Raw genomic sequence first — 25,214 nt, forward strand, 5'->3', positions numbered from 1 at the left:
ACTAAGTACAGGTTTTTGGTATCAGTTCACATTCGAAGTACTATTATTTATTCATAATTCGTTCACATTATTATTGTATATTGATTATGAGGTATTCAACATGAAAGTAAAAAAAATACGTAAAAGGTTTTTTCTAATTGTACTTATTTTATCCGTTTCAATATTCTTGCAAGGACTTAATCAAAATATAAAAGTCAATCAGTTAATAAGAGATTTTAAAGAACGAGGTATAGAGGGAGAGACAGTAACCATCTATTTTGATAATGGGATGGAAGAAATAAGAATGTATCACCCAGTCGAAAGAATCAATGAATATGAGAAAGCGGATACACGTAGCCTTTTTTATACAACCAAAGATGAACCATTTATTGGTAAAAAAGGGGATATATTTGTGACTCAGGAATCACCTTTTCCAAACATATTCGGTTTTCATCAATTGATGAGTTTTTTTGTTGGAGGACACGCTGCACTGAATAATGGTAACAATCAATTCATTGAAGCTGTAGGCTTCCCAAAAGATGATGAAAGTATCTTTGATATAATCAAAGACCCTTCAGATGGTACACATGATTATTCAGTTGGTGTAAGACAATCTTCTACTAATTATTGGATGTTGCCATATTTTAGAGGAGAGAACGACTTGTCATATCCTTATTATGGTTCTTATTACAGAGAAAAATTCGTAGTATTAAGAGTAAATAATATAGATGAAGAAAAACTGGATCAAACTATGTCATATGCCAATGAACATTTAGAAAATCGTTCATTATATAATTTCCTTTTCATTATGGACACAAAAAACAAATTCTACTTTACTGATTTTATAAGTCGTTCATACAGATATGGGTTAAGTAAGAATAGTTCAGATAAAAACTATCCAAAAACCCTAAATGATAATGGTTTTGTAACAACTGTTAATGATCTTATCTTATCAAAGGATACATATATTACTGCTTATGTAGAAAACACAGATGGAATTAGACACATCTACTATTTAGAAGATGAAGGATTGACATCTAATGAATAGTTTGATATAGTATAGATTACACCCCACCACGGGAGGGGTAAAAAAGGAGGAATTACTTATGGCAACGCTAATTTATAGAATCGGAGATATCCATTGCATCGGATGCATCAATCGCATTACTTTAGCTTTAAAATCAGCGGGAGCAATCAATGTTGATATTAATTTTTCAACACATATTGCAAAAGTATTGACTGAAGAGGAAAAACCCAATTCAAGTATGTATCTTGAAGCAATTGTTCAAACAGGATATCAAGTCGAATACTTAACGACCATCGAAGAGGAATAATAAAATGTCGAGTAATATTAAATATCGAGTGAATGGTATGACTTGTGCTTCGTGTGTCAACCATGTTGAAAAAGCATTAAGAAAAGTTGAAGGGATAATTGATGTTTCTGTGAATTTAGCAACTGAAACTGCAACAATTCAATTTGATGATAACAGTTTTAGTTCAAATCTTGCAATGAATGCTGTTAAGGGGATAGGATATGAACTCATTACTATCGAAAACAATCATAAGACTGTGACTGCCAGAGTTGATGGAATGAGTTGTGCAACATGCGCAAACAGTATTGATAATACACTGTTGAAGATGGATGGGATTATTGATGCTCATGTTAATCTCGCTACGGAGAAAGTTACCATTCAATATGATGATCGCGTCATTCGTTTTAGTGACATCAAACACCGTATCCAAAACATTGGATATAAGATTAGTCTCGAAGTAACAAAGGATGAAACGGTTGATCCTGATACACTCAAGATGAATTCCGCTAAAAAAAGAGTTCAATTGAGTTCAACAATAACTATTTTGATGATGTCACTCATGCTGATTCACATGTTTGTTGTTAAAATTCCATTATACACTTGGATCATTGCCATACTGGGTTTCCCAGTCATATTTATCATTGGCCGTCACGTGCACAGAGGAAGTTATTACTCTCTTAAATCATTGAAACCGAATATGGATGTCCTTGTGTCACTCGGATCTATTCCACCCTATCTCATCGGTCTCACAGGATTGTTTTTCCCAATCACAACATTTATCGAAATGGCAACAACAATTATGACATTTCACTTGATTGGAAAATTCCTGGAAAGTAAGGCTAAAGGAAAAGCATCCCAAGCCATCAAAAAATTAATGGAACTAGGTGCGAAAACTGCACGCATTTTAGTCGATGGCAATGAGATCGAAGTTTTAACGAATGAACTCAGTGTTAAAGATATCATGATTATTAGACCAGGCGAAAAAATACCAACAGACGGAATGATTATTGAAGGTAAAAGTTTAATTGATGAATCGATTGCAACAGGTGAATCGATGCCGGTCAAAAAGCATGTGGGTGACAATGTCATCGGAGCAACCATTAATAAAGATGGCTTGCTCAAAGTAGAAGTTACTAAAGTTGGTAAAGAAACATTCTTATCTCAAGTTATTGAAATGGTTGAAGCTTGTCAGGGGTCCAAAGTGCCTATACAAGAATTTGCCGATAGAATCACATCCTACTTTGTGCCAGCAATTATGGTTTTAACAGTACTCACGTTCAGTTCTTTTTTAATTTTTCAAAATTTCCATCTGAGTATCTTAGAGTATATGGGAACTATCTTACCTTGGATTAACACAGATCAAACTCCATTAACGTTAGCATTTATTACTGCGACTGCTGTGTTAGTTATCGCATGTCCATGTGCACTTGGACTTGGAACGCCTACAGCGTTAATGGTTGGTAGTGGTGTTGGCGCAGAAAAAGGTATTCTGATTCGCAACGGTGAAGCAGTTCAAACACTTAAGGATATCAAAGCCATTGCTTTTGATAAAACTGGCACGTTAACATATGGGAAACCCGTAGTGACTGACAAGCATGCTATAGGTATAAGTGAACATCAAATGATGCATGTCGCTGGATCACTTGAAACAGGATCAGAGCATCCATTAGCAATGGCAATTATCGAAGATGCCAAAAAAGCCAATCAAAAACTTTCAAATCCTATAGATTTTGAAGCCATATCTGGCATGGGTATAAAAGGTATTCTAGATAATAAGACATATTATTTTGGTAACAGAAAACTAATCAAATCGATTGGTCATTCTTATGATGGATTAGAATCAACGATGCAACAACTAGAAAATGAAGCTAAAACGGTGATGATTCTAGCAGATGATCTAGAGATACTTGGAATCATTGCTGTTGCAGATGCATTAAAACCTGAGGCTACATATGTTATTCGGGCAATTGAAAATCTTGGTATAACGACTGCTATGATTACGGGAGACAATTCAAGAACTGCTCTTGCAATTGCGAAAAAAGCTGGTATAACGCGAATTATATCTGATGTTTTACCCGAAGGAAAAGTAAGCGAAATTTCAAAACTACAAAGCGAGTTTGGATTAGTTGCAATGGTCGGTGATGGTATTAATGACGCACCAGCGCTAAAACAAGCTAATGTGGGTATTGCAATTGGAACAGGTACTGATATTGCAAAAGAAGCAGCAGATGTTACATTGGTCTCTGGTGAGTTACATACACTGCTTACGTCCATTCAGTTATCGAAAGCGATCTTTACAAAGATTAAACAAAACTATTTTTGGGCATGGTTTTATAATGCGATTGCAATCCCATTTGCGATGTTAGGCTTATTACATCCAATGATTGGTGCTGCTGCAATGTCAATCAGCTCACTTAATGTTATCTATAATTCACTTAGACTCAAAAAGCATTCATTCTTAAAAGTTGATAAGGAGTTAGTACATGCACACTCATCATAATACAAAGCATCAACATCATCAATATATGATCATGATTCACATCTTTTTGATGGTCTTGTTTCTTGCGATAGGAAGCCAGAGTAGCGCCCCCTATTCAAGAGTAGCAATTGATTTTGGTAGCATTCAAATCTATTGGTATGCAATTTTCATTTTGACAGGAGTATTTATAGCGGCATATTATAGTCAAAATGAACTCAATCGTTTAAATTATCCTAAGGATATTATCTATGACGGTCTCTTAATTGGGTTACCTTTAGCAATTTTAGGAGCTAGACTTTACTATGTGTTATTTGATCCAATTCCACATTATAAGACGTTTCTAGACATAATCAATATTTCAAAAGGTGGCTTAGCGATTCATGGAGCAATCATTACCACTCTAGTTTTTGTACCTATTTTTTGTAAGATCAAAAAAATTAAATTATTGCCACTTATAGATACGTTGATGATAGGATTTCTCATTGGACAAATCGTTGGTAGATTTGGAAATTTCATGAACCATGAAGCCTACGGACCAGCAATTCAATCAGCCTGGGTTATTGACATATTGCCTAAATTCATTGTTGAACAAATGACTCTAGGTAATGTTGTTCATCATCCTACCTTTTTATATGAAGGTTTGTGGAACCTATCTATGCTTGTCACACTGATCATTTTAAAGAAGAAACGTTTGCTCAAAGTAGGTGAAAATCTTGGACTTTATTTGATATGGTACGGTTTAGGTAGAGGAATAATCATTGAGCCGATGAGAGTCAATGGTGCATATGGAGATGCACTGATGATTATGGATATTCCGGTAAATATAATAATGTCACTCGTTTTTGTTGCTCTAGGTGTAGTGTATTTGTTTTTTAGCCGACTAAAGATGAAAAATCTTCCCTATCAAGTAGATTTAGTCAATGTAACATCATAACAATCAATAACGAAATGCCAGAGATCAAAATTGTTCTCTGGCATTTTTATATAGAAAAAGTGAGTTTATTAGACTCACTCTCTTATGATAATTCTATATTTTTAGCAAACGGGCGTTGATTGCTACAATGACTGTACTAAGTGACATTAATACTGCTCCAACTGCAGGACTTAATAGAATACCGATAGAACTTAAAACACCAGCAGCTAAAGGAATAGCAATAATATTATATCCTGTTGCCCATACGAGGTTTTGAATCATTTTCTTATAGGTTGATTTAGAAAGTTTTATGATATTTACGACATCCATTGGATTACTCTTAACAAGGATGACATCTGCAGTTTCAATCGCGACATCTGTACCTGCTCCAATAGCAATACCAAGATGTGCTTTTGCTAATGCTGGTGCATCATTGATGCCATCACCAGTCATAGCTACTAGACGTCCCTCTTTTGTGAGTGATTCAATCTTATCCGATTTTTGATCAGGTAAAACCTCTGCAAATACATTTTTTATACCTATTTTTTTGGCAACTTCATTTGCAACTTTTTGATTATCCCCTGTAAGCATGTATGAATCGATGCCCATTTCTTTAAGTGATTCAATCGCTTCCTGCGAGGTTTCTCGAATCATATCATTTAAAGCGATATAGCCGATCAAGTTTTTATCCTTAAGGACAAAAATAACAGTGTTACCTTGATTCGCTAATGTTTCATATGTGCTGTTATCAAATGGTATATTTAACTCTTTAATATAACCCGGACTCACAATTTCGACAGTTGATTGTTGTACTATACCAACAAGGCCTTTACCAGGAATTGCTTTGATGTCTCTACCTTTTTGAAGTTGTACTTTTCTATCTTTTGCTGCTCTAACTATCGCTTTTGCAATAGGATGCTCAGATTCATTCTCGATGGCATAAGCTAATGATAGAAGTTCGTTTTCACTTAGACTAAGACCTTCGATTTTTGAAATTCCAAATTCTCCTTTGGTGAGTGTGCCTGTTTTATCAAATACAATCGTATTGATTTTACGTGCATTTTCGAAGTTAGCCCTATTTCGAATGAGTAAACCATGCTTTGCACCAATGCTTGATGAAACGGCAGTAACGAGTGGCGTAGCCAACCCAAGTGCATGCGGGCATGAAATGATGACAACAGTAACTGCTCTTTCCATAGCGAATCCAATATCTTTACCTAGTAACGTCCAAATTACAAATGTTGATACTCCGCCCAATAAAGCAACATAGAATAAGTATTTTGCTGCAATATCTGCTATTCTTTGTGTTTTTGAACGTGTTTTTTGAGCATCCCTGACGAGTTTAATGACTTGAGAGAGAAATGTCTCATCACCAATACGTGTCACTTTATACTTCAGTGAACCTTCAGCATTGATTGAGCCACCTATTAATTCGTCACCAGGTGATTTATCGACAGGAACGGATTCACCGGTTAACATGGATTCGTTTACAGATGACTTTCCTTCTATGATTTTTCCGTCAATAGGAACCTTTTCTCCAGGTCTGACTAATAAAATCATACCTACTTTAACTTGAGTGATTGATATATCATTGATGTGACCATCTTGATCGATGACGTGAGCTTCTTCAGGCATCAGTTTTAAGAGTTCTTCTAAAGCTCTTGATGCACCTAATACAGACTTCATTTCAATCCAGTGACCGAGTAGCATGATTGAGATGAGTGTCGATAACTCCCAGAAAAAGTCTTGACCGGTTTGGAATATGACGGTATATGCACTATAGATATATGAGACGACAATAGCAAGGCCAATGAGAGACATCATGGCTGGTGCTTTCTGTTTCATTTCTTCAAATGTACCCTTGAAAAATGGGGATCCTCCATAAATAAATAACACCGTACTGAGTATCAAAAGAATGTATAAGTCTCCAGTAAATCTTAGATTTAATTCAAGGAATTCTTGAATCATAGGTGATAGCGTTAAAATTGGAACTAATAATATTAGTGATATCAAAAATCTTCTTTTAAAATCTTTAACCATCATAGCATGATGGTCGTGGTGATTATCATGATTTTGATGTTCAGTATGCTTTTGACTATCTTTGTGATGGTGATGATGAATTTCTTCATGGTGGTGATGATGTGCATCTTGTGTTTCATGATTCATGCCTACTTTGTTGTGATCGATATGCTCGTTTTTATTATCTTTGTGATGATGATGATTGTGTTCATGCTTGTCCATAATTTGCCTCCTTTAGGCCAGTTTAAGTGTTGTAAGACACGTATTTGAACTAGTAAAAGTTGAAACTTCCTCAGTTGCAGTTAAATTCCCATATGATACGGTGACTTGAAAACGTTTATTTTCAGGTAACCAAATACCAGCAAATCCATTTGAACTGCTTATAATCGTTCTTTCAATGATGACAGTATTTGTTTGAGAATCAACAATCTTAACTTCAAAAGATTTGTTTTTTAACTCTCCACGACAGGTGACTAAATTATGATTACCACAAGGATGTGTTTGATTGACATAAGGCGCAAATGAGAGATAAAACTGACCTTTAGGTAGTTCTAGTTCCACTTGCTGTTGAGAATCACCTAGAAGCAATTTGGATCCTGTTATTGCAGCACTAAAATTTGTGGGTTCATTCAAATCATTCTCTAAATAGGCTACTATTTCTTTTACCGTCATACCCTCTAAATCATATTTTGCCAAGAAATCATTTCGATTTGGTGAATTTGCTGCTACAAAAGCAATAACTCCAATAAATGCTATCAATATAGATAAACCGATTAGTACTTTCTTTTTCATCATAGACCTCATCTTAAGTATTTCACTAAAATTTCAGTGATTTCATCAATTTTTTCTTTGCCCTTTTGTTCGAAAATAGCTTCTGTAACGCATGTACTAATATGATCGTTTAATATTAATGCGTTAGCATTTTGAAGCACAGCAATAACTGATAGTATCTGCTTTGAGATATCTATACAGTATCTTCCTTCCTCATACATTTTGAGTATGCCTTCCATTTGACCTCGTCCAGTTTTTAGTAACTGCTTGATTTTTTTCTCATTCATGTGTTTTGTGTTATGTTGATGCGATTGACTCATAGTTTTCCTCCTTGAACCCCACCACGGGAGGGGTATACAAGTACATTATATCATGGTAATATAAAAATGCAATAATATTTTTACATTCATTTTATATTCATAATTGTTTTGTATAATATAATCGAGGTGAGTAAGATGAATAAAAAACAAGGTATCTTTTTAGGGGTTTTTATAGGATTATTGGTTATCGTTGCTATCGTTTTTTGGTATTTTTCACCACAAAGGGCAAATAATAGTGATTATCCGTACTATGGTCATATGGTGGGAGGTTGGGGTATGCCGTTCGGAATGTTAGCAATGGGTATATTTTGGATTGGTGTGATTTACTTTGCTATAAATGGTTTTAGTTATCGCAGTGAATGCAGAAATGATCGAGCAATTGAGTTGTTAAAGTCTCGCCTTGCAAAAGGTGAGATAACTATTGATGAATATGAAAAATTAATAGAGAAATTGAGGGATAAATAATATGAGAAAAGGATTGATTGCTTTCGGACTAACTATTGCTGTTGGGTTCTTAGGCGCGTTAACAATGGGTGCAGTGAATGCGTATTCACGTGATATTAACAGTGATACTATCAATTTCAACTACAGCCAACATGGCATGATGGGATCTGACTATATTCATAATAGTATGGAAGAAATTTATCTTCATCTACCCATTGAAGAACGAGAAAGGATAGATTTTGGTTTTGCTAATGAGATAAAAACCGCAGATGTTCAACAAAAAAATATTGAACAAATTGTTGAATTGATTAATCAGATTAAATCTGAATTTTTAGATGATGTTCAATTCGATTACTCAACTTATCGATATGGCATGATGGGTGGTAACATGATGGGATATAGCGGAAATGATCCATATGTAAATTGTGGATACCAGAATGATTCTAGTACTTATGAATGGTTGTATGTTCATTCGAATGATACTCAAAGAAGTAGATTGGATTTACAATTTGCAGAAGCTATTATGAATTTAGATTTATCAAATCTAACCGTTCAAGAACTTGTAGAGAACATAAAAGAAATTAAGTCAAATTTAGTTAAACAACTACTAATTTTGGTTCAACCGAATGAATAAATAGGTTTTCGGTGGGTAAACATACTCACCCATATTTTGTTGTTGTTGTATAATATTCACATAGGAAGTGATTTTAATGAAAGTATTGGTTGTTGAAGATTATCCAAAAATCAATCAATTATTAGCGATGTACGCACTCAAAGATGGTCATGTAGTCAAGCAAGTTTATAATGGAGAAGATGCACTTGCAGCAGTTCATCATGAAAAGTTTGATATTATTCTCTTAGATTTAATGCTTCCTGGAATACAAGGAGAAGAACTAATCAAACAAATACGCAAAGTATCCGATGTCTATATTATCGTATTATCAGCTAAAATTGATATCAAAGACCGTGTCGATGTCATCACACTTGGGGCAGATGATTATATGATTAAGCCTTTTTCAATTGATGAGGTCATGGCTAAACTCAAAAATGTTGAAAAAAGACTTGTTGTTAATCATCCAACAATCTACACATTTAATCATTCACATCTAAAAGTTCTACCCTTAAGTAGAGAGGTTTTTGTGAACAATCAATTAATCAATTTAACACAGTATGAGTATGATGTCTTATTGCATTTGCTTTCAAATCCTAACGTTGTCTTTTCTAGAGACATGATTATTGAGCAGTGTTTTTCAAATAGTGATGCTTATGACCGTGTAATAGACGTTTTCATAAAAAACATTAGAAAAAAAATAGATCCTGCTTCCGAACTATCATATATAAAAACGCATTATGGGATTGGATATCAGTTTGTGGGGGTAAAGGATGAATAGTATAAAGAGCCTCCTTATTTCTCAAATCTTTAAAAAAGTACTCTTCATATTTCTATCAACCATTTTTATCCTGAATATTGCCTTTTATTTATTTTCAAATAACCAATTTCAAAAAGAAATTGCAAGACAATACGATGCACTATATAATATGACTGCTCATCTATCAACTGAAGAGAACTTCGACACTTTAATCATATATTTGGAGCACTATACACATAATAATGATGTAACAATTCATTTCAAAAACATTACAGAGCAAACCATTTTCTCTAATGATTTTGATGCGAGATTGCAAAAGTATGAACCTGTATATTATGATGACATTCTTCTTGGATATATCGCAGTCAACTTTGAGTCCTCCAAATTAGGTATAGATATACTTTATGGATTCATTGGATTAAATTTAACCTCCATTATTTTGTTTGCCTTTGGTATGTATATTTTATATAAGTTTCTGAGGAATGAAAATACCAAGTTAAAGTTGGATTTAAACAATATTGAGTCAGAAAGTTCGGTTTTCTCGTATAAAGAAATAAAGCAATTGCACCTTCAACTAATGAATGGTCAAATCCAAAGAGAAAAACAAAGATCCGTTTATGAGTCTCATATCAAAAGTATTGCGCATGATATCAAAACACCCCTTTCAGTTATCCGAATTTATGCGGATTCATTAGTTAATGAAAAACTGAATCCAACTAAAGATGTATTTTTGGACATTCAAGCAGAAACAGTTAAAATAATGAACCTAATCCCTAAGTTTATCGAACTTGACTATGTTGAACTACCATATATACAGGATGTTTCTCTATTTATTAACAGATATGCAAATAAGTACAAGGAAATATTTGAAAGTAAACACATTACTATATCGCTGGAACTAGACAGATTATCAATTAATATTTCTGATAAAGATCTAGAGCGTTTAATTGAACATCTATTATTCAATGCTTTTTATTATTCGAATCCTCAATCAAATATCTCAATCTCTGTTCATAATAAAAACAGAAAATTGGTTGTTGAAGATGAAGGGATTGGCATGACCATCGAAACAATACAAAATATCTTAAAAGGACCTTATCGTTCAGTAGAAGCAATGAAATTGAACGATAAAGGTAGTGGTTTGGGTTTACAGTTCGTAAAAGATATAGTTCAAAAATTAGGTGCAAACATGCAAATAGATAGTGTTATTGGATATGGAAGCAAGATAACAATTCAATTTCCTCAATAAAAAGTAGAAATTCATCGAAGTATAAATCAAATGAGTGTAGCAAATGAATATGTTTCTCATCATTAATGTTAGATATATTATATAATATGTTCCCACACCAGAAAAAGTCTGGAATTGGGGAACATAAAATGGCTAAAAATATGTTTCCGACATACACGAACCGACAAATTTTCGAGCAATCAGATATACTCCACGCACGTTGAAAGTGTGACACTGCTTTCTTTAAAAACAGCTTAACAAAGCCATTCATAAAATAGAAAAAGAAGCATTTATCCCTTAAAAACTGGGATAAATGCTTCTTTTTTACTTTTTGCCCAATGTGGAAACATATCGAAATCATTGTGGGTCATCAAACTATGCTCAAAGCATATATTTTCTTGAGTGTGAGCACATCTTTTTGCTAAAAAATTATATCACTACACCTAGGGTAAACATCTTAGTTAAGCCACCCTTTGTGTGATATGTTTCCACAATGATTGGTTCAGTTTTTAAGAACTCAAAACGTCGTTCTTTGAACTCATTGTCTGAATAATTCTTGGTTCCAGCAATACAGTATACGATCTCATTTGGACTGACTGGTATCATTTTATAGATGAATGTTATAAATGTACTCAATATATCAAAATCTAGCACATCGATGACTAAATTCTTTTACCTAAAATCTCACCTATTTTATCCATACGTTTTTTGGTGTCGTAATTTTTTACGTGTTCAAGTTCAAGCTTGTTAATCTCTGCGGTTAGAAATTTAAGTCGATCAGAATATTCTCTATACTTTGCATTAAATATTGATTCTGGAATATCTGGTGTTTTTACTTTTGTATCAATTAAGTTTGATAATGCTATTTCGTTTTCATCTCTTTCTAATGTTAACCTTTCAATGATACCTTGGACATCATCGACTTTGATGGTTGATTTAATTACCCTTTGAATGGTTGACATGATATCTAGATCTTTTAAGAAGACTTTGTTTAGCATATGGATTGTTGTTGCTTCAATAAGATCTTGACGACTCGCCTTGGCGCTACAGTTTGCCTTACCATCAATGTAGCTACCGCACTGTTGCATCACCCTTTGTGATGGCTTACCGTAGTTCCAGTAACGTCTTTTTAATGTTCTGCCGCATTCACTACAAATAATCATTGCTGTTAAAGGATACGTTCTACCATATTTTGAGAGGTTCTTATCTTCACCGATTCGTACCTTAGCTCTATCTTTTCTAATGCGTTGAGCTAGTTCAAATGTTTCTTTATCAATGATTGCCTCATGACTATTCTCTGTATAATAAGTAGGTGCATGATTTTTATTCTTAACTCTTGTGTGGTTCAGGTAGTCTATACTGATTGTTTTTTGCTGCAGCATATCACCCATGTATTTTTCATTTTTTAGAATGGTTGTAATCGTTGAAAGTCGCCACTTTCTTTTACCAGCACCTGTCTTTGCACCCATCTCAATGAGTTGCTCTGCAATTTTAGCTGGACCAAAATCACTAATGTACAAATTGAATATGAGTTTAACAATCTGTGCTTCCTCAGGTACAACCACAATCGATTTATGGGGTACACAAAAGATGAAGAAGGAAACCTAATCATTGTACCTGAAGAGGCTGAAATTATTAAGCGCATTTACAGAGAGTACCTTGAGGGTAAAAGCCTAGCAGGCATTGGTAGGGATCTTTAGAAGGACGGTATTTCGACAGCTGCAGGAAAACCAAGATGGCGAATGGAGACCATCAAGAAGATTCTCTTGAATGAAAAGTACATCGGGGATGCCCTATTACACAAGACCTTCACCGTGGATTTTCTAACAAAGAAAAGAGTTAAGAATGAAGGCCATGTCCCACAGTATTATGTTGAAAATAGCCATGAAGCGACCATACCAAAGGAACTATTTTTACAGGCTCAGGAAGAACTTCATCGCAGGAATAATATTTACACAGGAACAGATAAAAACAAAAGAATCTATAGCAGTAAATATGCTTTGAGCACCATAACCTTCTGCGGGGATTGCGGGGACATTTACAGACGGGTGTATTGGAATATACGCGGTAGAAAAGAGTTTGTATGGCGATGTGTCACAAGAATCGAGCAAGGCCCTGAAACGTGCAAGAACCGGACGGTAAAAGAAGGAGATTTATATGATGCGGTTATGACTGCCATTAATAGACTCCTTGCCGGTGGAGATAACATGATAAGAACACTAGAAGAAAACATCCATGCGGTAATTGGCGACACCGTAGAATATAAGATTTCAGAGATTAATGCTTTGCTTGAAGAAAAGCAGAAAGAAGTGATCAGCCTTGCCAACAAGGGTAAAGATTACGATTTTCTCGCAGATGAGATAGATAGTCTTCGTGAAAAGCGTCAGAGTTTACTTGTGGAAGATGCATCCTTAAGTGGTGAGAATGATCGGATCGACGAACTTATAGGATTTATCCGCAGGAACAAATACCGTACTCTGAGATATGATGATACCCTAGTAAGGAAGATTATCCAGAATGTTAGTGTTTATGATGACCACTTTGTAATATGCTTTAAATCTGGAATTGAAATGGAAGTATGATTTAATACTAATATAAACCGTCAATTAAGAGTTAGGTTCTCTTGATTGTCGGTTTTTGCATTGACTTTTACATGATTTATACATGTGATATTATCAAAAATGTTGTTTATAAGGTTATTGATAAGGAGTTGACCACATGAGTGATGTAATAAGCTGCTAGATGAAGCTATTAAAGAAACCGAAAACTTGTACGAAGGTGAAGTCTTTATTTTTAAGGATTTGTTTAAAGGATATGTATGGAACAGGATACCGAGAAAGGATGGTACTAATGTCTTAGAAGATGTTTTTGAGATATTTTAAATAATATAAAAAACACTTGAATAAATGCTCATATAACTATTGACACAAGAGAAAAACAATAATATAATAAATATACAACGTATGAATGCTTGTTCAAGTATTCAGATGAAATGATTTAAAAAGAGGTGATAATATGACTAAAAAATTTAATTCAATTGAAAGATGTGACTGCAATGTAATTCATGAGGATATTGTAAATCAAGTTAGAGATAAAATGCCTCAAGAAGAAAGCCTTTATGATCTAGCAGAATTATTTAAAGTATTTGGAGATTCAACACGAATCAGGATATTATGGGCTTTACATGAAGCTGAAATGTGTGTTTGTGATATCGCTGTATTACTTAACATGACACAATCAGCAATTTCCCATCAGCTGAGAGTCTTAAAACAAGCTAATTTAGTGAAAAACAGAAAAGAAGGCAAAGTAGTATATTATTCATTAGTTGATGATCATGTAAGAGAAATATTTGGCCAAGGTCTAATTCATATCAACGAGAAGTAGTAATGCGGTAGAATAGAATATTTTTTGAAGATATTTGGGCATATATTTAAGTCTTCATTTCAAATGAGCAATGCTTCAAGAAAATTTGAAAAAGACTTGTAGTATTCAAAATAAAATTACAAATAATATTTAGGAGGATTTAATAATGAAAAAGAAATTTATACTTGAAGGTTTAGATTGTGCAAATTGCGCGGCAAAAATGGAAAAGGCTATTAATGAGCTTGATGGAGTAAAAGAAGCTACTGTTAACTTTATGACCACAAAACTCGTTATTGATGGTGAGGATGAAAAAATGCCAACAATAATAGCAGAGGCCGAAAAAATAGTTAAAAAAATCGAACCCGATACAACTATGAAAAAGGCTTAAAGGAGGCTATTTAGTATGACAAAACGACTATGGCGAATAATTATTGGTGCAGCCGTGTTAGCTACAGCAGTATTGCTTAATTTAAATAACGAATGGTTACAGATTGCTCTCTTTATAATAAGTTACATTATTGTAGGTGGAGATGTTGTAAAAAGAGCTGTAAAAAATATTTTTAAAGGTCAAGTTTTCGATGAAAACTTTTTAATGAGTATTGCAACAATTGGTGCATTTTTTATTGGTGAGTATCCTGAAGGTGTTGCAGTTATGCTGTTTTATCAAGTTGGAGAACTGTTTCAAAGCTATGCAGTTGGCAAGTCGAGAAAGTCAATTGCAAGCCTTATGGATATTCGACCAGATTATGCAAATGTTAAAAAAGGTGATGAACTTGTCAAAGTTGACCCAGATGAAGTACAAATTGGAGATATTATTGTAATTAAAGCAGGAGAAAAAATTCCTCTTGATGGCAAGGTAATTGAGGGAAGTTCAATGATTGATACATCGGCACTAACAGGCGAATCTGTTCCTCGTGAAGTAGAAGTTGGAAGTGATATCCTAAGTGGGTGCATCAACATTAATGGGGTTATTACAGCAGAGGTTACCAAGGAATTTGGAGAATCTACTGTAAGTAAAATTCTTGATTTAGTTGAAAATGCAAGTAGTAAAAAATCCAATTCAGAACAATTTATTACGAAGTTTGCGAGATATTATACACCGGTTGTGGTTATAATTGCAGTTTTTCTAGCTATTATACCGCCTCTTGTTATAGACGGGGCGACTTTTAGTGATTGGATATATAGAGCACTAGCATTCCTTGTGGTATCCTGTCCGTGTGCTTTAGTTATTTCAATTCCTTTGAGTTTCTTCGGTGGAATAGGTGGAGCCTCAAAAAAAGGTATTTTAGTCAAGGGGAGTAACTATTTAGAGGCATTAGCAGAAACTGAAATTGTTGTTTTTGATAAAACTGGAACACTAACGAAAGGTGTATTTAATGTACAGGAAATTCATCCAGAAGGAGTTTCCAAAGAAGAGCTACTAGAATTAACTGCATATGTTGAAAGCTATTCCAATCATCCGATTTCACTTTCACTGAAACGTGCATATGGTAAAGAAATAGACAATGGACGTATTTCAGATGTAGAAGAGATATCAGGTCATGGTGTTATTGCAACAGTAGATGGCAAAAAGGTTATGGCAGGAAATATCAAACTTATGAAAATGATGGATATCCCTTATTTCAAGGGAGAGCTGATCGGTACTGTTGTACATGTTGCTGTTAATAACAAATATATAGGTTACATTGTAATTGCCGATGAGGTAAAGGAAGATTCAGCACAAGCAATCAAGGAACTTAAGGCAGCTAGTATTAAACAAACAGTTATGTTGACAGGTGATAATAAAAGTGTTGGTTCAAAAGTTGCTAAAGAGCTTGGTCTTGATAAGGTTTATGCAGAACTGTTGCCAGCAGACAAAGTTGATAAACTAGAAGAATTATTTTCGCAAAAATCTAAAAAAGGTAAACTTGCTTTTGTTGGTGACGGAATCAATGATGCACCTGTATTAGCTCGTGCAGACATTGGAATAGCAATGGGTGGTTTAGGTTCTGATGCGGCCATTGAAGCTGCTGATATTGTAATTATGACTGATGAGCCATCGAAAATAGCTACTGCAATGAAGATTTCTAAAAAGACACTAAAAATTGCACATCAAAACATAGTATTTGCAATTGGAATAAAAATAATTGTTCTTATTTTGAGTGCTTTTGGAATAACTACTATGTGGGCAGCAATATTTGCAGATGTAGGTGTAACTATCATTGCAGTATTAAATGCTTTTAGAGCTTTGAATGTAAAGAATCTATAAACTATTTTTCCTATTCACCCCTTGAATGATACCGATAATTGACGATACAATCAAGGGGTATTTTTTAATTTAAAAACTATAAATGAAAATTGGTTGGGATTTACCTTGAATTAAATGGTTTTAAAGATATGGAGGTTATGTAATTGAAAGTTATTGATGAATGTTGCTGTGAATGTATCACACAAAATTTAAATAGAACAAAGGAGCGTTGCCCTGTCTGTAATAATGAAGGAGTAACAGTTAGTAGGATAACCGTTGAACACTTGGTGACAGATGATTATCGTAATGCCGTTGATGGAGATCAATATAAGATATGCATGAATGAGGACTGCGACGTTATTTACTATAACTTAGATAAAGAAATAAAATTCTTAAAAGACCAAGTTAGGGTTCCTATCTGGTTTAAGAAAGATGCAGATCCTAAGTATGCTTGTTATTGCAGCAAAGTCACAGAAGATCAGGTAATTGAAGCAGTTGTAAAGCATGGTGCGAAAACCGTTAAAGAAGTAAATGCCATAACTGGAACAATGAAAAATTCGCTTTGTAAGGAAAACAATCCTTTGGGGGTATGTTGTCATAAGATTATTCAGGAAGCCATTGATAAGGGATTAACCATAAAATGATTTGAGTTGATATCTTCCCACAAACGAGAGCCAATGTTGGATATGTTTCCAACTACGAGTGTGGATATGTCCACCTTAACCATAGGGGTTGAGAACTCAGTTTTGATAGCTATCAAGGCAACTCGAAACACGTTGAGAGTGTGACATTACTTACATTAAAAACGGCTTAACAAAGCCATTCATATAATAGAACAAGAAGCATCAAATTCTTTAAATAGGATTAAATGCTTCTTTTTTTGTTTTATGCGTAATGTGGAAACATCAAAAGATGCATTAAACATATATTTTGCTTTAGCAAGGAAACACTCATCCGCCAATAATATATTGATTTTCTCCAGATAATAGCATATAATAAAATTAAGTGGAGGAAATAATATGATTGTTACAACATTAAACTTAAAAGAAAAGTATAAGAGTTATACGGATATTAATGGCAAAATCAAAAGAGATATTGATAATGGTTTCTTATTTCCTCTTGTACGAGGCATTTATGAAACAGAAAGCTCTGTTGATGGTTTTTTACTTGCTTCATATATTTATGGACCATCCTATTTATCTTTCGAATATGCACTTTCATATCATAATCTCATTCCTGAAAGAGTTGTTGTTTATACGAGTGCTACATTCAACAAACGAAAAAGTAAGGTTTATCAAAATCATTTCGGACTTTATACCTATAGAGATGTTCCAAATGCTGCATTTCCTTATTCAGTAAAAGCTTATGAAGAAGACGGGTATGCTTGCTTTATAGCTAGCCCAGAAAAAGCACTATGTGATTTACTATATAACAGAAAACCAGTAACAAGTATCAAAGAATTAAAGAGACTGCTTTTTGAGGATTTACGGGTAAATAAAGATATGTTTGAACAACTTAACTTTGATGAAATACTATTTTTATCTGATAAATACATATCGAACAATATGAAGTACTTAAGAAAATACATTGAAAGTGAGTATATGAAATGACAATTATAGAGCAAATGATTAATAAGTATAATCCCATAACATTAGAAGATAAGAAGCATGCAATAAAAGAAGTTTTACAAGAAGTGGTGTTGGCTGGTCTTTCTAAAACTGACTTTTTTAATCACGCTGCTTTTTATGGTGGAACAGCTTTAAGGATTTTTTACGGAATGGATAGATTTAGTGAGGATTTGGACTTTAGCTTACTTGTATCAGATGATACTTTCGATATAGATAAATATTTTAAACCAATAAGTGACGCTGTAAACTCACTTGGACTCAATTTTGAAGTTTCCAAAAAGGATAAGACGCTAAACTCAAATATTGATTCAGCTTTCATCAAAGGTAATACAAAAGAAACCTTGATTACGATTTATTCAAGTTCATCAGATTCTAGACTTATTATTCATAACGAAAAGATTATCATCAAGTTTGAAGTTGATGTAAATCCCCCACTATACGCACAGACAGAAATTAAGTTTCGATTATTACCATTCCCATACCAAGTTCGAGTTTATGATGCCTCATCGTTATTTGCTGGCAAAATTCATGCTGTGATTGCTAGAAGTTGGAAGAACCACATAAAGGGCAGAGATTTGTATGATTATGTCTATTATTTAAGTTTAGATACAAAAGTGAATTTAAAACATTTAGAAGCTAGATTGAAACAAACTAAAACAATTGACGAAAACATCAAATTGTCAAAGGATTTTTTAATTAATATATTGGAAAAACGATTCGATGAGATTGATTATGATATTGCGAAATCAGACGTTAGACCATTTATTAAGGATCAGGCTACCTTAGACCTTTGGAGCAATAATTTTTTTAAATCCATTACGGAACAAATTAAAGTCGATTTGGAGGAAACTAATGATTAAACCTAAGAAACTGAAAAAAGGTGATAAAGTAGCTATTGTTAGCCTGTCTTCAGGCATTTTAGGTGAACCTGAAGTAAAACATCAATTAGAACTAGGTATAAGAAGATTAAAAGAACTTGGTCTTGAACCTGTTTTTATGCCCAATACGCTAAAAGGTTTAAACTTTATAAAAAACAATCCCAATTATAGAGCAGACGATTTAATGCTTGCATTTAAAGATCCAACTATAAATGGTATTATTTGTGCAATAGGTGGTGATGATACTTATAAAACGATACCATATCTCATGAATGAGGAGTTTAAAAAAACAGTACATTCAAATCCGAAAGTTTTTGTGGGGTTTTCAGATTCAACCAATAATCATTTAATGCTAAATAAATTGGGATTAGTTACTTATTACGGGTTAAATTTTTTATCAGATCTTTGTGAACTACAAAAGGAAATGATTCCATATACACGAAAAAGCTACGAGAGACTGTTTATAAACGATGAATCATTTGAAATAGAATCTAGTCCGAAATGGTACTTGAATAGATCAAACTATGATGTTGATCAAATGTTTGTGCCACTTAACGAAATAGATGAAGACAAAGGGCATGAGTTTTTAAATGGATCGGGTGTCATTGATGGTGTTTTTTGGGGTGGTTGTCTAGAAAGTATCTATGATTTGTATACAAGTGAGAGGTATCTAGATCAAAGGCATATTTATAATCGTTATGGGTTAATTCCTAACAATGATTATTTTTCCGACAAAATCATATTCCTTGAAACAAGTGAAGAAAAACCAACGCCAGAAAAGTTTCATAGAATGCTATACTTTTTAATCGAAGAAGGTGTCATAAGTCGTGCCAAGTGTTTATTAGTTGGTAAACCATACGATGAGGTCTATTATCACGAATATAAAGAAGTATTATTGAAGATATCAAATGATATGGGTTTACCCATAGTATATAACTTAAACTTTGGACATGCACTTCCAAGAACCATTATTCCTTACGGGATTAAAGGGAAAGTTGATTTTTATAACAAGTCAATTTCAGTAGTAGAAAAAATATTTGAATAGTGATTGATATCTACTATATTTTATAACATAAGTAAATGTTTGTTGTGTTGACCAAGTATACGATATAATTTATGTTGCTTTGGTATTATGATCAAGTTTCAACCTAATAAAGTTAAACATATTTTGGCTCATTTTGATGTTTCTTCAATACATACAAGGTTGATTTTGCAAGCAATCTAGTCGTATCAACGCACGTAGAGAGTGTGACATTGCTTACATTAAAAACGGATTAACAAAGCCATTCGTACAATAGAACAAGAAGCATCTAACCCCCTAAATAGTAATTAAATGCTCCTTTTTTTAGATGTTCAATCGTTTATAGAATGTAAAAAAAATCTAAAAACGAATAACTCGTATAGTTATAACGTGACTAAATAATGTCGAAAACTATCCTCGAAGACTTGACGTGACTATTTTTGTGTGATAATATGATGATGAGGATAAAAAAAACAAATTATTAGTCACGAGGTGATAATGTGAATAAACTGCCCTTTAATATAGATTTAAATGAAATAGAAATATTAAAAGAACTCAACACTGCGAATCATCATATAGGCGAGTTAAAAGGTGTACTTAGAATACTTCCAAACTCTGGAATTGTTTTGAGTTTAATTAATCTTAGTGAGTCAAAAGACTCATCAGCTATCGAAAATATCATTACGACCTATGATGAAATATTCAAAGAGATTGTATCAAAGACACCTATTGGAGGAAAACCTAAAGAAGTCATAAATTACAAGCATGCAATCGATCATGGATTATTGATCATGAGACAAAAAGGATATATCAGTACAAATATACTTGTAGACATTCAAAATGTCATCGAGCCGAATAAAGGTGGCATTAGAAAACTTCCTGGAACAGTAATCATTAACGATAAAACCAATGAAGTTGTACACACACCGCCACAAAATGAAACAGAGATTCGTGAACTCATGCATAATCTTGAGTTATTCATCAATCAAAATAATGATTACGACCCATTGATTCAAATGGCTTTAATCCACTTCCAATTTGAGAGTATTCATCCATTTTATGATGGAAATGGTAGAACAGGCAGAATATTAAATATACTGTATTTAGTGTTAAAAGAAAAGTTGTCTGAACCGATACTCTATTTAAGCAAGTACATTATTGAAAACAAGTCACAATATTACGATCTTTTGAAAAAATGCAATGATGACATATTAAATATAAAAGATTTTGTTGTATACATTTTAAAAGGTATTTCTGAAACTTCTAAACATACAATCAATCTCATATTAAGAATCAATCAATCGATAGAGTTAACAAATGAAATGCTGAAAAAACGATTGCCAGATATTTATCGTTATGAGATAGTCGAGCATTTGTTTTCTTACATGTATACAAAAAATGAGTTTTTTAGAGAAAACTTGAATATATCTAGAGCAACTGCAACTAAGTACTTAAAGCTGCTTGAAAAAGAAGGCTTCATTGTTTCTGAGCAATTAGGCAAAGAAGTAATCTATAAAAATGTCCAATTGCTAAATCTTGTTAAGGAATAAAATCATCAATGAGCAAAAGGTGAATTGGTTATGGTGTATTAGGTAGGGCTTAGGAACATATGTTTAGAAATGATTTACATGATAAACGATCAATTGACGAAAAACATGAGAAGTATCACTAATTGATACTGAATTAGGTTGCTTTGGTTTTTTGATGGTTTTCAAGCCTGTAAAGGCAAATATATATCGGTCGATTTTGATGTTACTGTGATACACAAAAGGTTCAATTCACAAGCAGTTCGGTCGTATCAGCGGTTTTTATGTCATTTCATCGTTCGTTAAGAGATTTGAAGAATAGAACAAGTTGCATCAAGAAAGAAGGTCTAGTTATGGGATTATTTGTTAAAAAAGCACCAAAAAACACTTTTTTAGGTAAAAGTAAAGCAAAGAAATATTTGAAGACCGTTAATAAAGACGAAAGTCCTCAAATAGATTTATTAAGTATGTACGTGAATGGCGAATTAGAAATAATACTTCAAGGACACGATTTTGACTTAATCGAAGTGTTTGTCGATAAGCTTAAAAATGGTACGCTAGATTTACAAATTAATTTGCGCTTTGGTAATAAGAATATAGGGTTAGATTTTTTTCATGATCATTATGAATATTGTTATTACCTGGCTGGGTGCACACCTGATGAAGTCGAGAACTCAATCATTAGACATGAGTATAAGGCGTTTGATTTCAATGGGTTATTAAAAGAAATGGCATCTAGATTGCACTAAAAAAGCCTTAAAGCGTTACATAAAACTTAAGACTGAGGTTCTAGCAAATGAAGAATTTTATGTATACATATCCTGATTCAAGAAAACAGTTTATTGAAAATTGCAAAATAGTAGATAAAGATCCTCAAACGGATTATCGAATCCGTTTTGTTTGTGATGATGAGATTTTATTTGGTGTTCAAAGAGCAGGTCATTCTAGTGGATACTGGTTCAAATCAAACATAATTGAAAAAGAAGATGGACTTCATATACTTGGAGAATTAATCCTTATGGACTATAACAATAAGAAAATAGAGTTATCGAAAAAAGATAAACTAATTGAGACACTTTTTATGGCGATCTTTATCCTGCTAACTTGGTGGCTTATTTTCATTTTTTGGCTTACTAAATCAATACGCTGGTTATCTAACAAAATTGTTGGAAAGAAATATGAGCCCAATCGAACCAAAGAAGAATTAGATTGATTAATGATCAATCGGTTAGGTTGTAAGAAAGTGTCATGATAGAAATCAAAATAAGTGATTTGATGTCTCTATTTTAAACGACATAGATTGATTATTGAGTAATGGGAATCTAAATAAAAAGTCATTTAGAAATGGGATAACAATTGAGGGAGTCATATGAAGAAGATGTTTGTGTTTGATTACGATGGGACGTATTATCGGAATTTTTTGGAGTTAAAAGAAAATATGAATTTAATGAATTCCGTTCGTTCACAAGGTCATTTACTTGTGATTGCTACAGGCAGAAGTTATGAGAGTTTTATGAAAGAAGCAAACCGATTTTCATTAAATTATGACTACTTGATACTAGCAAGCGGAGCACTGGTTTTAGATCAAGAAAAAGTGATTCGTTCTTATCCAATGGCAATGGATTTAGTGATTGGTGTGGATCAGTTGTTAGAACCATTAAAGAAACGATGTCATTCACACCTTTTTATTGATGAATTTAAGAATAGTTCAGTCCTTAGTGAGTTAGATCAAGTCATCAAGATGAGCTATACGCTCTTTAAAGAAGAAGGTAGTTTTGAGGTAAGAGCGTTAATTAATGACTACACAAAAGAGAAGCTTAAAACCTACGTGGTCAGTGGAGAAACACAAGACTACATAGAAATCATTTCAAGCGATACGAATAAAGCCGTTGCCATTAAAGTTTTATTAGATTATCTCGAGGAAGATTATCGTGTCATTACCGCTGGTGACAGTGAAAATGACCTAGAGATGTTAGAAGCTTTTGATGGCTATCTGATGAGTAATCACGATAAGAGACTACAAACCAAAGGCTTAAAAGTGATTGATTCGATTGAGGCAATTATCAATTTAGAGTTAAAGAATCAATCGAAGTAATCTAAACATGATTTAAGTTGAAAAAGAGTAAAGGGGTGATTCGATTGTCAACGAACAAAGATTATATCGAATTTGTAGTAGAGCAACTCAGTGGGTATACTAACGTTAGGTACAAAAATATGTTTGGTGAGTACATGGTTTATGTGGATGATAAACCAATGTTTTTGGTTTGTGATAACACCGTCTATGTGAAGAAACTAGATGAAATTAAGTCGTTTTTTCAGCCAAATGAGGTAGGGTTCCCCTACGTTGGTGCCAAAGAACACTACATACTAGACATTGAGAACAAGGCATTAACTTTAGAGGTTTCTAGACAGCTAGCATGCCTTATTGATGTAGCTAAGCCTAAAAGGAAAAAGGTGATGAGTAGTCAAACAGGTGAAGTTCTAGCTTATATTGAAAATCTAGATGAAGAAAATCAAGTAATTATGAACCACCTAAGAGAAAGACTAAAACAAGTCTTTCCTAACGCGGTAGAACGCCTTCACTACGGGGTACCAAGTCTCTTTGATGAAAAACCATTTTTTTATTACGCAGCATTTAAAAAACACATTAGTATTTTCCCGCCATTACCTCAAGAGCATCCACTGAGTGATAAAATCGCACCTTATAAAAACGATAAAGGCAACTTATTGTTTCTAAAGAAAAACACAATACCTTATGATTTAATCGTTGAAGTCGCGCTTGCGCTAAGGGAGTGCTACACTAATTAATTCAAATTCGAAGCAATTTGATTGAATCAAGGATATCCAACTGTTAAAATGAAATTGAAAGTAGGGGATCTTATGAATCAATTTCATCAAAAACCAACCACGCACTTAGGTGTCATTACACTTGAGGTTGTGAATTTAGAAAAAATGACAAAATATTACGAAACGGTTTTAGGGCTAACCACCTTAGAAGAATCAAGTGATGAGGTTTTATTAGGTGTATCCAATAAACCACTCATTAAGCTCTATAATAATAAAAACACGATAAAAGCTTACGAAAGACAAAGTGGGTTATACCACTTAGCCATCTTACTACCAACCATGAAAGACTTTGCGTCTTACTTATTATACCTTAATGACTTAAAGTTAATTGAGGGCTTATCAGATCACGGGGTATCTAATGCCGTGTATTTTACCGACATTGAAGGTAATGGGATTGAGGTCTATGCGGATAATGAACCACAGTTATGGCCAAGAAAAAACGGTCAAATTGAAATGGTGACAGAACAAGTTGATGTGGAAAAACTCATGAAGTTAAACCCACGACCATTTACGAAATTACCAGAAGAAACCGTCTTAGGTCACATTCATTTGCATGTGTCTAATTTAGAAGAAGCGAAAGCTTTTTATGTGGGACTTCTTGGACTTGATTTGATTCAAGCTTACGGCAATCAAGCGTTATTTTTAAGTTTTGGTGGGTATCACCACCACATTGGCTTAAATACGTGGCTTGGGACAAACATTAAAAATAGACAAAACAATCAATCAGGCATCAAGAGTTACCGTCTAATCTTCAATGACGAAGAAACAAGAAGTAATGTGGTCAAACGGTTGGTTGCCTCAGGCTATAACGTCGACCAATCAACTTCTGTTTATCAGGTTACCGATCCATTTGGGCTAACGATTCAATTAGCATTGTAAATCAAAAAT

General features: G+C 33.6%; 26 protein-coding genes and 2 pseudogenes. 23 read left to right on the top strand and 5 right to left on the bottom strand.

Translation table 11 applies throughout. The features are described from left to right. The first annotated feature begins 100 nt into the window (after positions 1-100). Genes BN853_RS02415 through lgt form a run of 4 tightly spaced genes read left to right on the top strand, consistent with a single transcriptional unit; the run spans position 101 to position 4,705 of the window. The gene (locus tag BN853_RS02415) at positions 101-1,027 is read left to right on the top strand and encodes a hypothetical protein (protein WP_030004353.1); all 927 of its coding nucleotides are present in this window, start codon (positions 101-103) and stop codon (positions 1,025-1,027) included. 58 nt (positions 1,028-1,085) lie between these two features. Then, entirely contained in the window at positions 1,086-1,313 is a 228-nt protein-coding gene (locus BN853_RS02420) for a heavy-metal-associated domain-containing protein (RefSeq protein WP_030004354.1), read from the top strand. 4 nt (positions 1,314-1,317) lie between these two features. Beyond that, positions 1,318-3,792, top strand: a complete 2,475-nt coding sequence (locus tag BN853_RS02425; RefSeq protein ID WP_030004355.1) for a heavy metal translocating P-type ATPase — start codon at positions 1,318-1,320, stop codon at positions 3,790-3,792. Continuing rightward, positions 3,776-4,705 (top strand): prolipoprotein diacylglyceryl transferase, encoded by a 930-nt coding sequence (gene lgt, locus BN853_RS02430; protein WP_052591157.1) that lies wholly within the window; start codon positions 3,776-3,778, stop codon positions 4,703-4,705. Before BN853_RS02425 ends, lgt begins: the two co-directional genes overlap by 17 nt. Positions 4,706-4,798: 93 nt before the next feature. Here lgt and BN853_RS02435 read toward each other — a convergent pair whose 3' ends face one another. The 3 genes from BN853_RS02435 to BN853_RS02445 are packed head-to-tail and all read right to left on the bottom strand — an operon-like array spanning position 4,799 to position 7,794. Then, complete coding sequence (locus BN853_RS02435) at positions 4,799-6,925, bottom strand: copper-translocating P-type ATPase (RefSeq protein WP_030004357.1); 2,127 nt, start codon at positions 6,923-6,925, stop codon at positions 4,799-4,801. 12 nt (positions 6,926-6,937) lie between these two features. Then, positions 6,938-7,495: a CueP family metal-binding protein gene (locus tag BN853_RS02440; protein WP_030004358.1), complete on the bottom strand. Its 558-nt coding sequence runs from the start codon at positions 7,493-7,495 to the stop codon at positions 6,938-6,940. Positions 7,496-7,503: 8 nt separating this feature from the next. Next, complete coding sequence (locus BN853_RS02445) at positions 7,504-7,794, bottom strand: metal-sensing transcriptional repressor (protein WP_030004359.1); 291 nt, start codon at positions 7,792-7,794, stop codon at positions 7,504-7,506. 135 nt (positions 7,795-7,929) lie between these two features. Here BN853_RS02445 and BN853_RS09025 point away from each other — a divergent pair, with 135 nt between their 5' ends. The 4 genes from BN853_RS09025 (at position 7,930) to BN853_RS02465 (ending at position 10,857) form a co-directional block, all read left to right on the top strand. Next, a complete protein-coding gene (locus tag BN853_RS09025) occupies positions 7,930-8,259 on the top strand; it encodes an SHOCT domain-containing protein (protein WP_030004360.1) in 330 nt (109 codons plus the stop codon). Position 8,260: 1 nt separating this feature from the next. Further along, entirely contained in the window at positions 8,261-8,872 is a 612-nt protein-coding gene (locus BN853_RS02455; RefSeq protein WP_030004361.1) for a hypothetical protein, read from the top strand. 76 nt (positions 8,873-8,948) lie between these two features. Next, positions 8,949-9,629: a response regulator transcription factor gene (locus BN853_RS02460; RefSeq protein WP_030004362.1), complete on the top strand. Its 681-nt coding sequence runs from the start codon at positions 8,949-8,951 to the stop codon at positions 9,627-9,629. Continuing rightward, positions 9,622-10,857, top strand: coding sequence for a sensor histidine kinase (locus BN853_RS02465; protein WP_030004363.1), 1,236 nt, complete (start codon positions 9,622-9,624; stop codon positions 10,855-10,857). The genes BN853_RS02460 and BN853_RS02465 overlap by 8 nt, the downstream gene beginning before the upstream one ends. A gap of 408 nt (positions 10,858-11,265) precedes the next feature. Here the strand turns inward: BN853_RS02465 and BN853_RS02470 are convergent, their stop codons facing one another. Both BN853_RS02470 and BN853_RS02475 read right to left on the bottom strand, forming a co-directional pair. After that, positions 11,266-11,472, bottom strand: coding sequence for a hypothetical protein (locus BN853_RS02470; RefSeq protein ID WP_157869926.1), 207 nt, complete (start codon positions 11,470-11,472; stop codon positions 11,266-11,268). Between the two features lie 26 nt (positions 11,473-11,498). Further along, complete coding sequence (locus BN853_RS02475; RefSeq protein WP_084232899.1) at positions 11,499-12,401, bottom strand: recombinase family protein; 903 nt, start codon at positions 12,399-12,401, stop codon at positions 11,499-11,501. Between BN853_RS02475 and BN853_RS09150 the strand changes: the two are divergent. The 15 genes and pseudogenes from BN853_RS09150 to BN853_RS02545 form a co-directional block, all read left to right on the top strand. Continuing rightward, positions 12,387-13,418 (top strand): annotated as a pseudogene (locus BN853_RS09150) (recombinase family protein); the annotation flags it as partial. The gene BN853_RS02475 and the pseudogene BN853_RS09150 overlap by 15 nt on opposite strands. A gap of 153 nt (positions 13,419-13,571) precedes the next feature. Next, a pseudogene (locus BN853_RS08800) lies at positions 13,572-13,679 on the top strand (DUF1413 domain-containing protein); the annotation flags it as partial. A 172-nt stretch (positions 13,680-13,851) separates the two neighbouring features. Next, positions 13,852-14,220, top strand: a complete 369-nt coding sequence (locus BN853_RS02485; protein WP_030004365.1) for an ArsR/SmtB family transcription factor — start codon at positions 13,852-13,854, stop codon at positions 14,218-14,220. Between the two features lie 145 nt (positions 14,221-14,365). Then, the gene (locus BN853_RS09110; RefSeq protein WP_003145146.1) at positions 14,366-14,587 is read left to right on the top strand and encodes a cation transporter; all 222 of its coding nucleotides are present in this window, start codon (positions 14,366-14,368) and stop codon (positions 14,585-14,587) included. A 15-nt stretch (positions 14,588-14,602) separates the two neighbouring features. After that, entirely contained in the window at positions 14,603-16,447 is a 1,845-nt protein-coding gene (locus BN853_RS02495) for a heavy metal translocating P-type ATPase (RefSeq protein ID WP_030004366.1), read from the top strand. Positions 16,448-16,590: 143 nt separating this feature from the next. After that, positions 16,591-17,070 carry a Csac_0668 family 2Fe-2S cluster-binding (seleno)protein gene (locus tag BN853_RS02500; RefSeq protein ID WP_052591165.1) on the top strand — a complete coding sequence of 160 codons (480 nt, stop codon included), beginning with the start codon at positions 16,591-16,593 and terminating at the stop codon, positions 17,068-17,070. 375 nt (positions 17,071-17,445) lie between these two features. After that, the gene (locus BN853_RS02505; RefSeq protein ID WP_030004368.1) at positions 17,446-18,036 is read left to right on the top strand and encodes a type IV toxin-antitoxin system AbiEi family antitoxin domain-containing protein; all 591 of its coding nucleotides are present in this window, start codon (positions 17,446-17,448) and stop codon (positions 18,034-18,036) included. Then, a complete protein-coding gene (locus BN853_RS02510) occupies positions 18,033-18,914 on the top strand; it encodes a nucleotidyl transferase AbiEii/AbiGii toxin family protein (protein WP_030004369.1) in 882 nt (293 codons plus the stop codon). The genes BN853_RS02505 and BN853_RS02510 overlap by 4 nt, the downstream gene beginning before the upstream one ends. Next, the gene (locus BN853_RS02515; RefSeq protein ID WP_030004370.1) at positions 18,907-19,977 is read left to right on the top strand and encodes a S66 family peptidase; all 1,071 of its coding nucleotides are present in this window, start codon (positions 18,907-18,909) and stop codon (positions 19,975-19,977) included. Before BN853_RS02510 ends, BN853_RS02515 begins: the two co-directional genes overlap by 8 nt. 476 nt (positions 19,978-20,453) lie before the next feature. Further along, complete coding sequence (locus BN853_RS02520; RefSeq protein ID WP_030004371.1) at positions 20,454-21,503, top strand: Fic family protein; 1,050 nt, start codon at positions 20,454-20,456, stop codon at positions 21,501-21,503. Between the two features lie 329 nt (positions 21,504-21,832). After that, positions 21,833-22,228 (top strand): hypothetical protein, encoded by a 396-nt coding sequence (locus tag BN853_RS02525; RefSeq protein WP_030004372.1) that lies wholly within the window; start codon positions 21,833-21,835, stop codon positions 22,226-22,228. A gap of 47 nt (positions 22,229-22,275) precedes the next feature. After that, positions 22,276-22,692: a hypothetical protein gene (locus BN853_RS02530; protein WP_030004373.1), complete on the top strand. Its 417-nt coding sequence runs from the start codon at positions 22,276-22,278 to the stop codon at positions 22,690-22,692. A 156-nt stretch (positions 22,693-22,848) separates the two neighbouring features. Beyond that, positions 22,849-23,574 carry an HAD family hydrolase gene (locus BN853_RS02535; protein ID WP_030004374.1) on the top strand — a complete coding sequence of 242 codons (726 nt, stop codon included), beginning with the start codon at positions 22,849-22,851 and terminating at the stop codon, positions 23,572-23,574. A gap of 44 nt (positions 23,575-23,618) precedes the next feature. Then, the gene (locus tag BN853_RS08735) at positions 23,619-24,287 is read left to right on the top strand and encodes a DUF1801 domain-containing protein (protein WP_071386943.1); all 669 of its coding nucleotides are present in this window, start codon (positions 23,619-23,621) and stop codon (positions 24,285-24,287) included. 72 nt (positions 24,288-24,359) lie between these two features. After that, a complete protein-coding gene (locus tag BN853_RS02545; protein ID WP_030004376.1) occupies positions 24,360-25,205 on the top strand; it encodes a VOC family protein in 846 nt (281 codons plus the stop codon). Positions 25,206-25,214: the final 9 nt, after the last annotated feature.

Source organism: Paracholeplasma brassicae (genome assembly GCF_000967915.1).
GTDB lineage: Bacteria > Bacillota_I > Bacilli_A > Acholeplasmatales > UBA5453 > Paracholeplasma > Paracholeplasma brassicae.

Bases quoted from the DNA above. Each gene is read 5' to 3' on its own strand.
- BN853_RS02515 (WP_030004370.1), top strand. From the start codon at position 18,907: ATGATTAAACCTAAGAAACTGAAAAAAGGTGATAAAGTAGCTATTGTT.
- lgt (WP_052591157.1), top strand. From the start codon at position 3,776: ATGCACACTCATCATAATACAAAGCATCAACATCATCAATATATGATC.
- BN853_RS02415 (WP_030004353.1), top strand. From the start codon at position 101: ATGAAAGTAAAAAAAATACGTAAAAGGTTTTTTCTAATTGTACTTATT.
- BN853_RS02525 (WP_030004372.1), top strand. From the start codon at position 21,833: ATGGGATTATTTGTTAAAAAAGCACCAAAAAACACTTTTTTAGGTAAA.
- BN853_RS02510 (WP_030004369.1), top strand. From the start codon at position 18,033: ATGACAATTATAGAGCAAATGATTAATAAGTATAATCCCATAACATTA.
- BN853_RS09025 (WP_030004360.1), top strand. From the start codon at position 7,930: ATGAATAAAAAACAAGGTATCTTTTTAGGGGTTTTTATAGGATTATTG.
- BN853_RS02445 (WP_030004359.1), bottom strand. From the start codon at position 7,794: ATGAGTCAATCGCATCAACATAACACAAAACACATGAATGAGAAAAAA.
- BN853_RS02435 (WP_030004357.1), bottom strand. From the start codon at position 6,925: ATGGACAAGCATGAACACAATCATCATCATCACAAAGATAATAAAAAC.
- BN853_RS02495 (WP_030004366.1), top strand. From the start codon at position 14,603: ATGACAAAACGACTATGGCGAATAATTATTGGTGCAGCCGTGTTAGCT.
- BN853_RS02465 (WP_030004363.1), top strand. From the start codon at position 9,622: ATGAATAGTATAAAGAGCCTCCTTATTTCTCAAATCTTTAAAAAAGTA.
- BN853_RS02545 (WP_030004376.1), top strand. From the start codon at position 24,360: ATGAATCAATTTCATCAAAAACCAACCACGCACTTAGGTGTCATTACA.
- BN853_RS09110 (WP_003145146.1), top strand. From the start codon at position 14,366: ATGAAAAAGAAATTTATACTTGAAGGTTTAGATTGTGCAAATTGCGCG.
- BN853_RS02420 (WP_030004354.1), top strand. From the start codon at position 1,086: ATGGCAACGCTAATTTATAGAATCGGAGATATCCATTGCATCGGATGC.
- BN853_RS02455 (WP_030004361.1), top strand. From the start codon at position 8,261: ATGAGAAAAGGATTGATTGCTTTCGGACTAACTATTGCTGTTGGGTTC.
- BN853_RS02460 (WP_030004362.1), top strand. From the start codon at position 8,949: ATGAAAGTATTGGTTGTTGAAGATTATCCAAAAATCAATCAATTATTA.
- BN853_RS02425 (WP_030004355.1), top strand. From the start codon at position 1,318: ATGTCGAGTAATATTAAATATCGAGTGAATGGTATGACTTGTGCTTCG.
- BN853_RS02440 (WP_030004358.1), bottom strand. From the start codon at position 7,495: ATGAAAAAGAAAGTACTAATCGGTTTATCTATATTGATAGCATTTATT.
- BN853_RS02535 (WP_030004374.1), top strand. From the start codon at position 22,849: ATGAAGAAGATGTTTGTGTTTGATTACGATGGGACGTATTATCGGAAT.
- BN853_RS02505 (WP_030004368.1), top strand. From the start codon at position 17,446: ATGATTGTTACAACATTAAACTTAAAAGAAAAGTATAAGAGTTATACG.
- BN853_RS02530 (WP_030004373.1), top strand. From the start codon at position 22,276: ATGAAGAATTTTATGTATACATATCCTGATTCAAGAAAACAGTTTATT.
- BN853_RS02485 (WP_030004365.1), top strand. From the start codon at position 13,852: ATGACTAAAAAATTTAATTCAATTGAAAGATGTGACTGCAATGTAATT.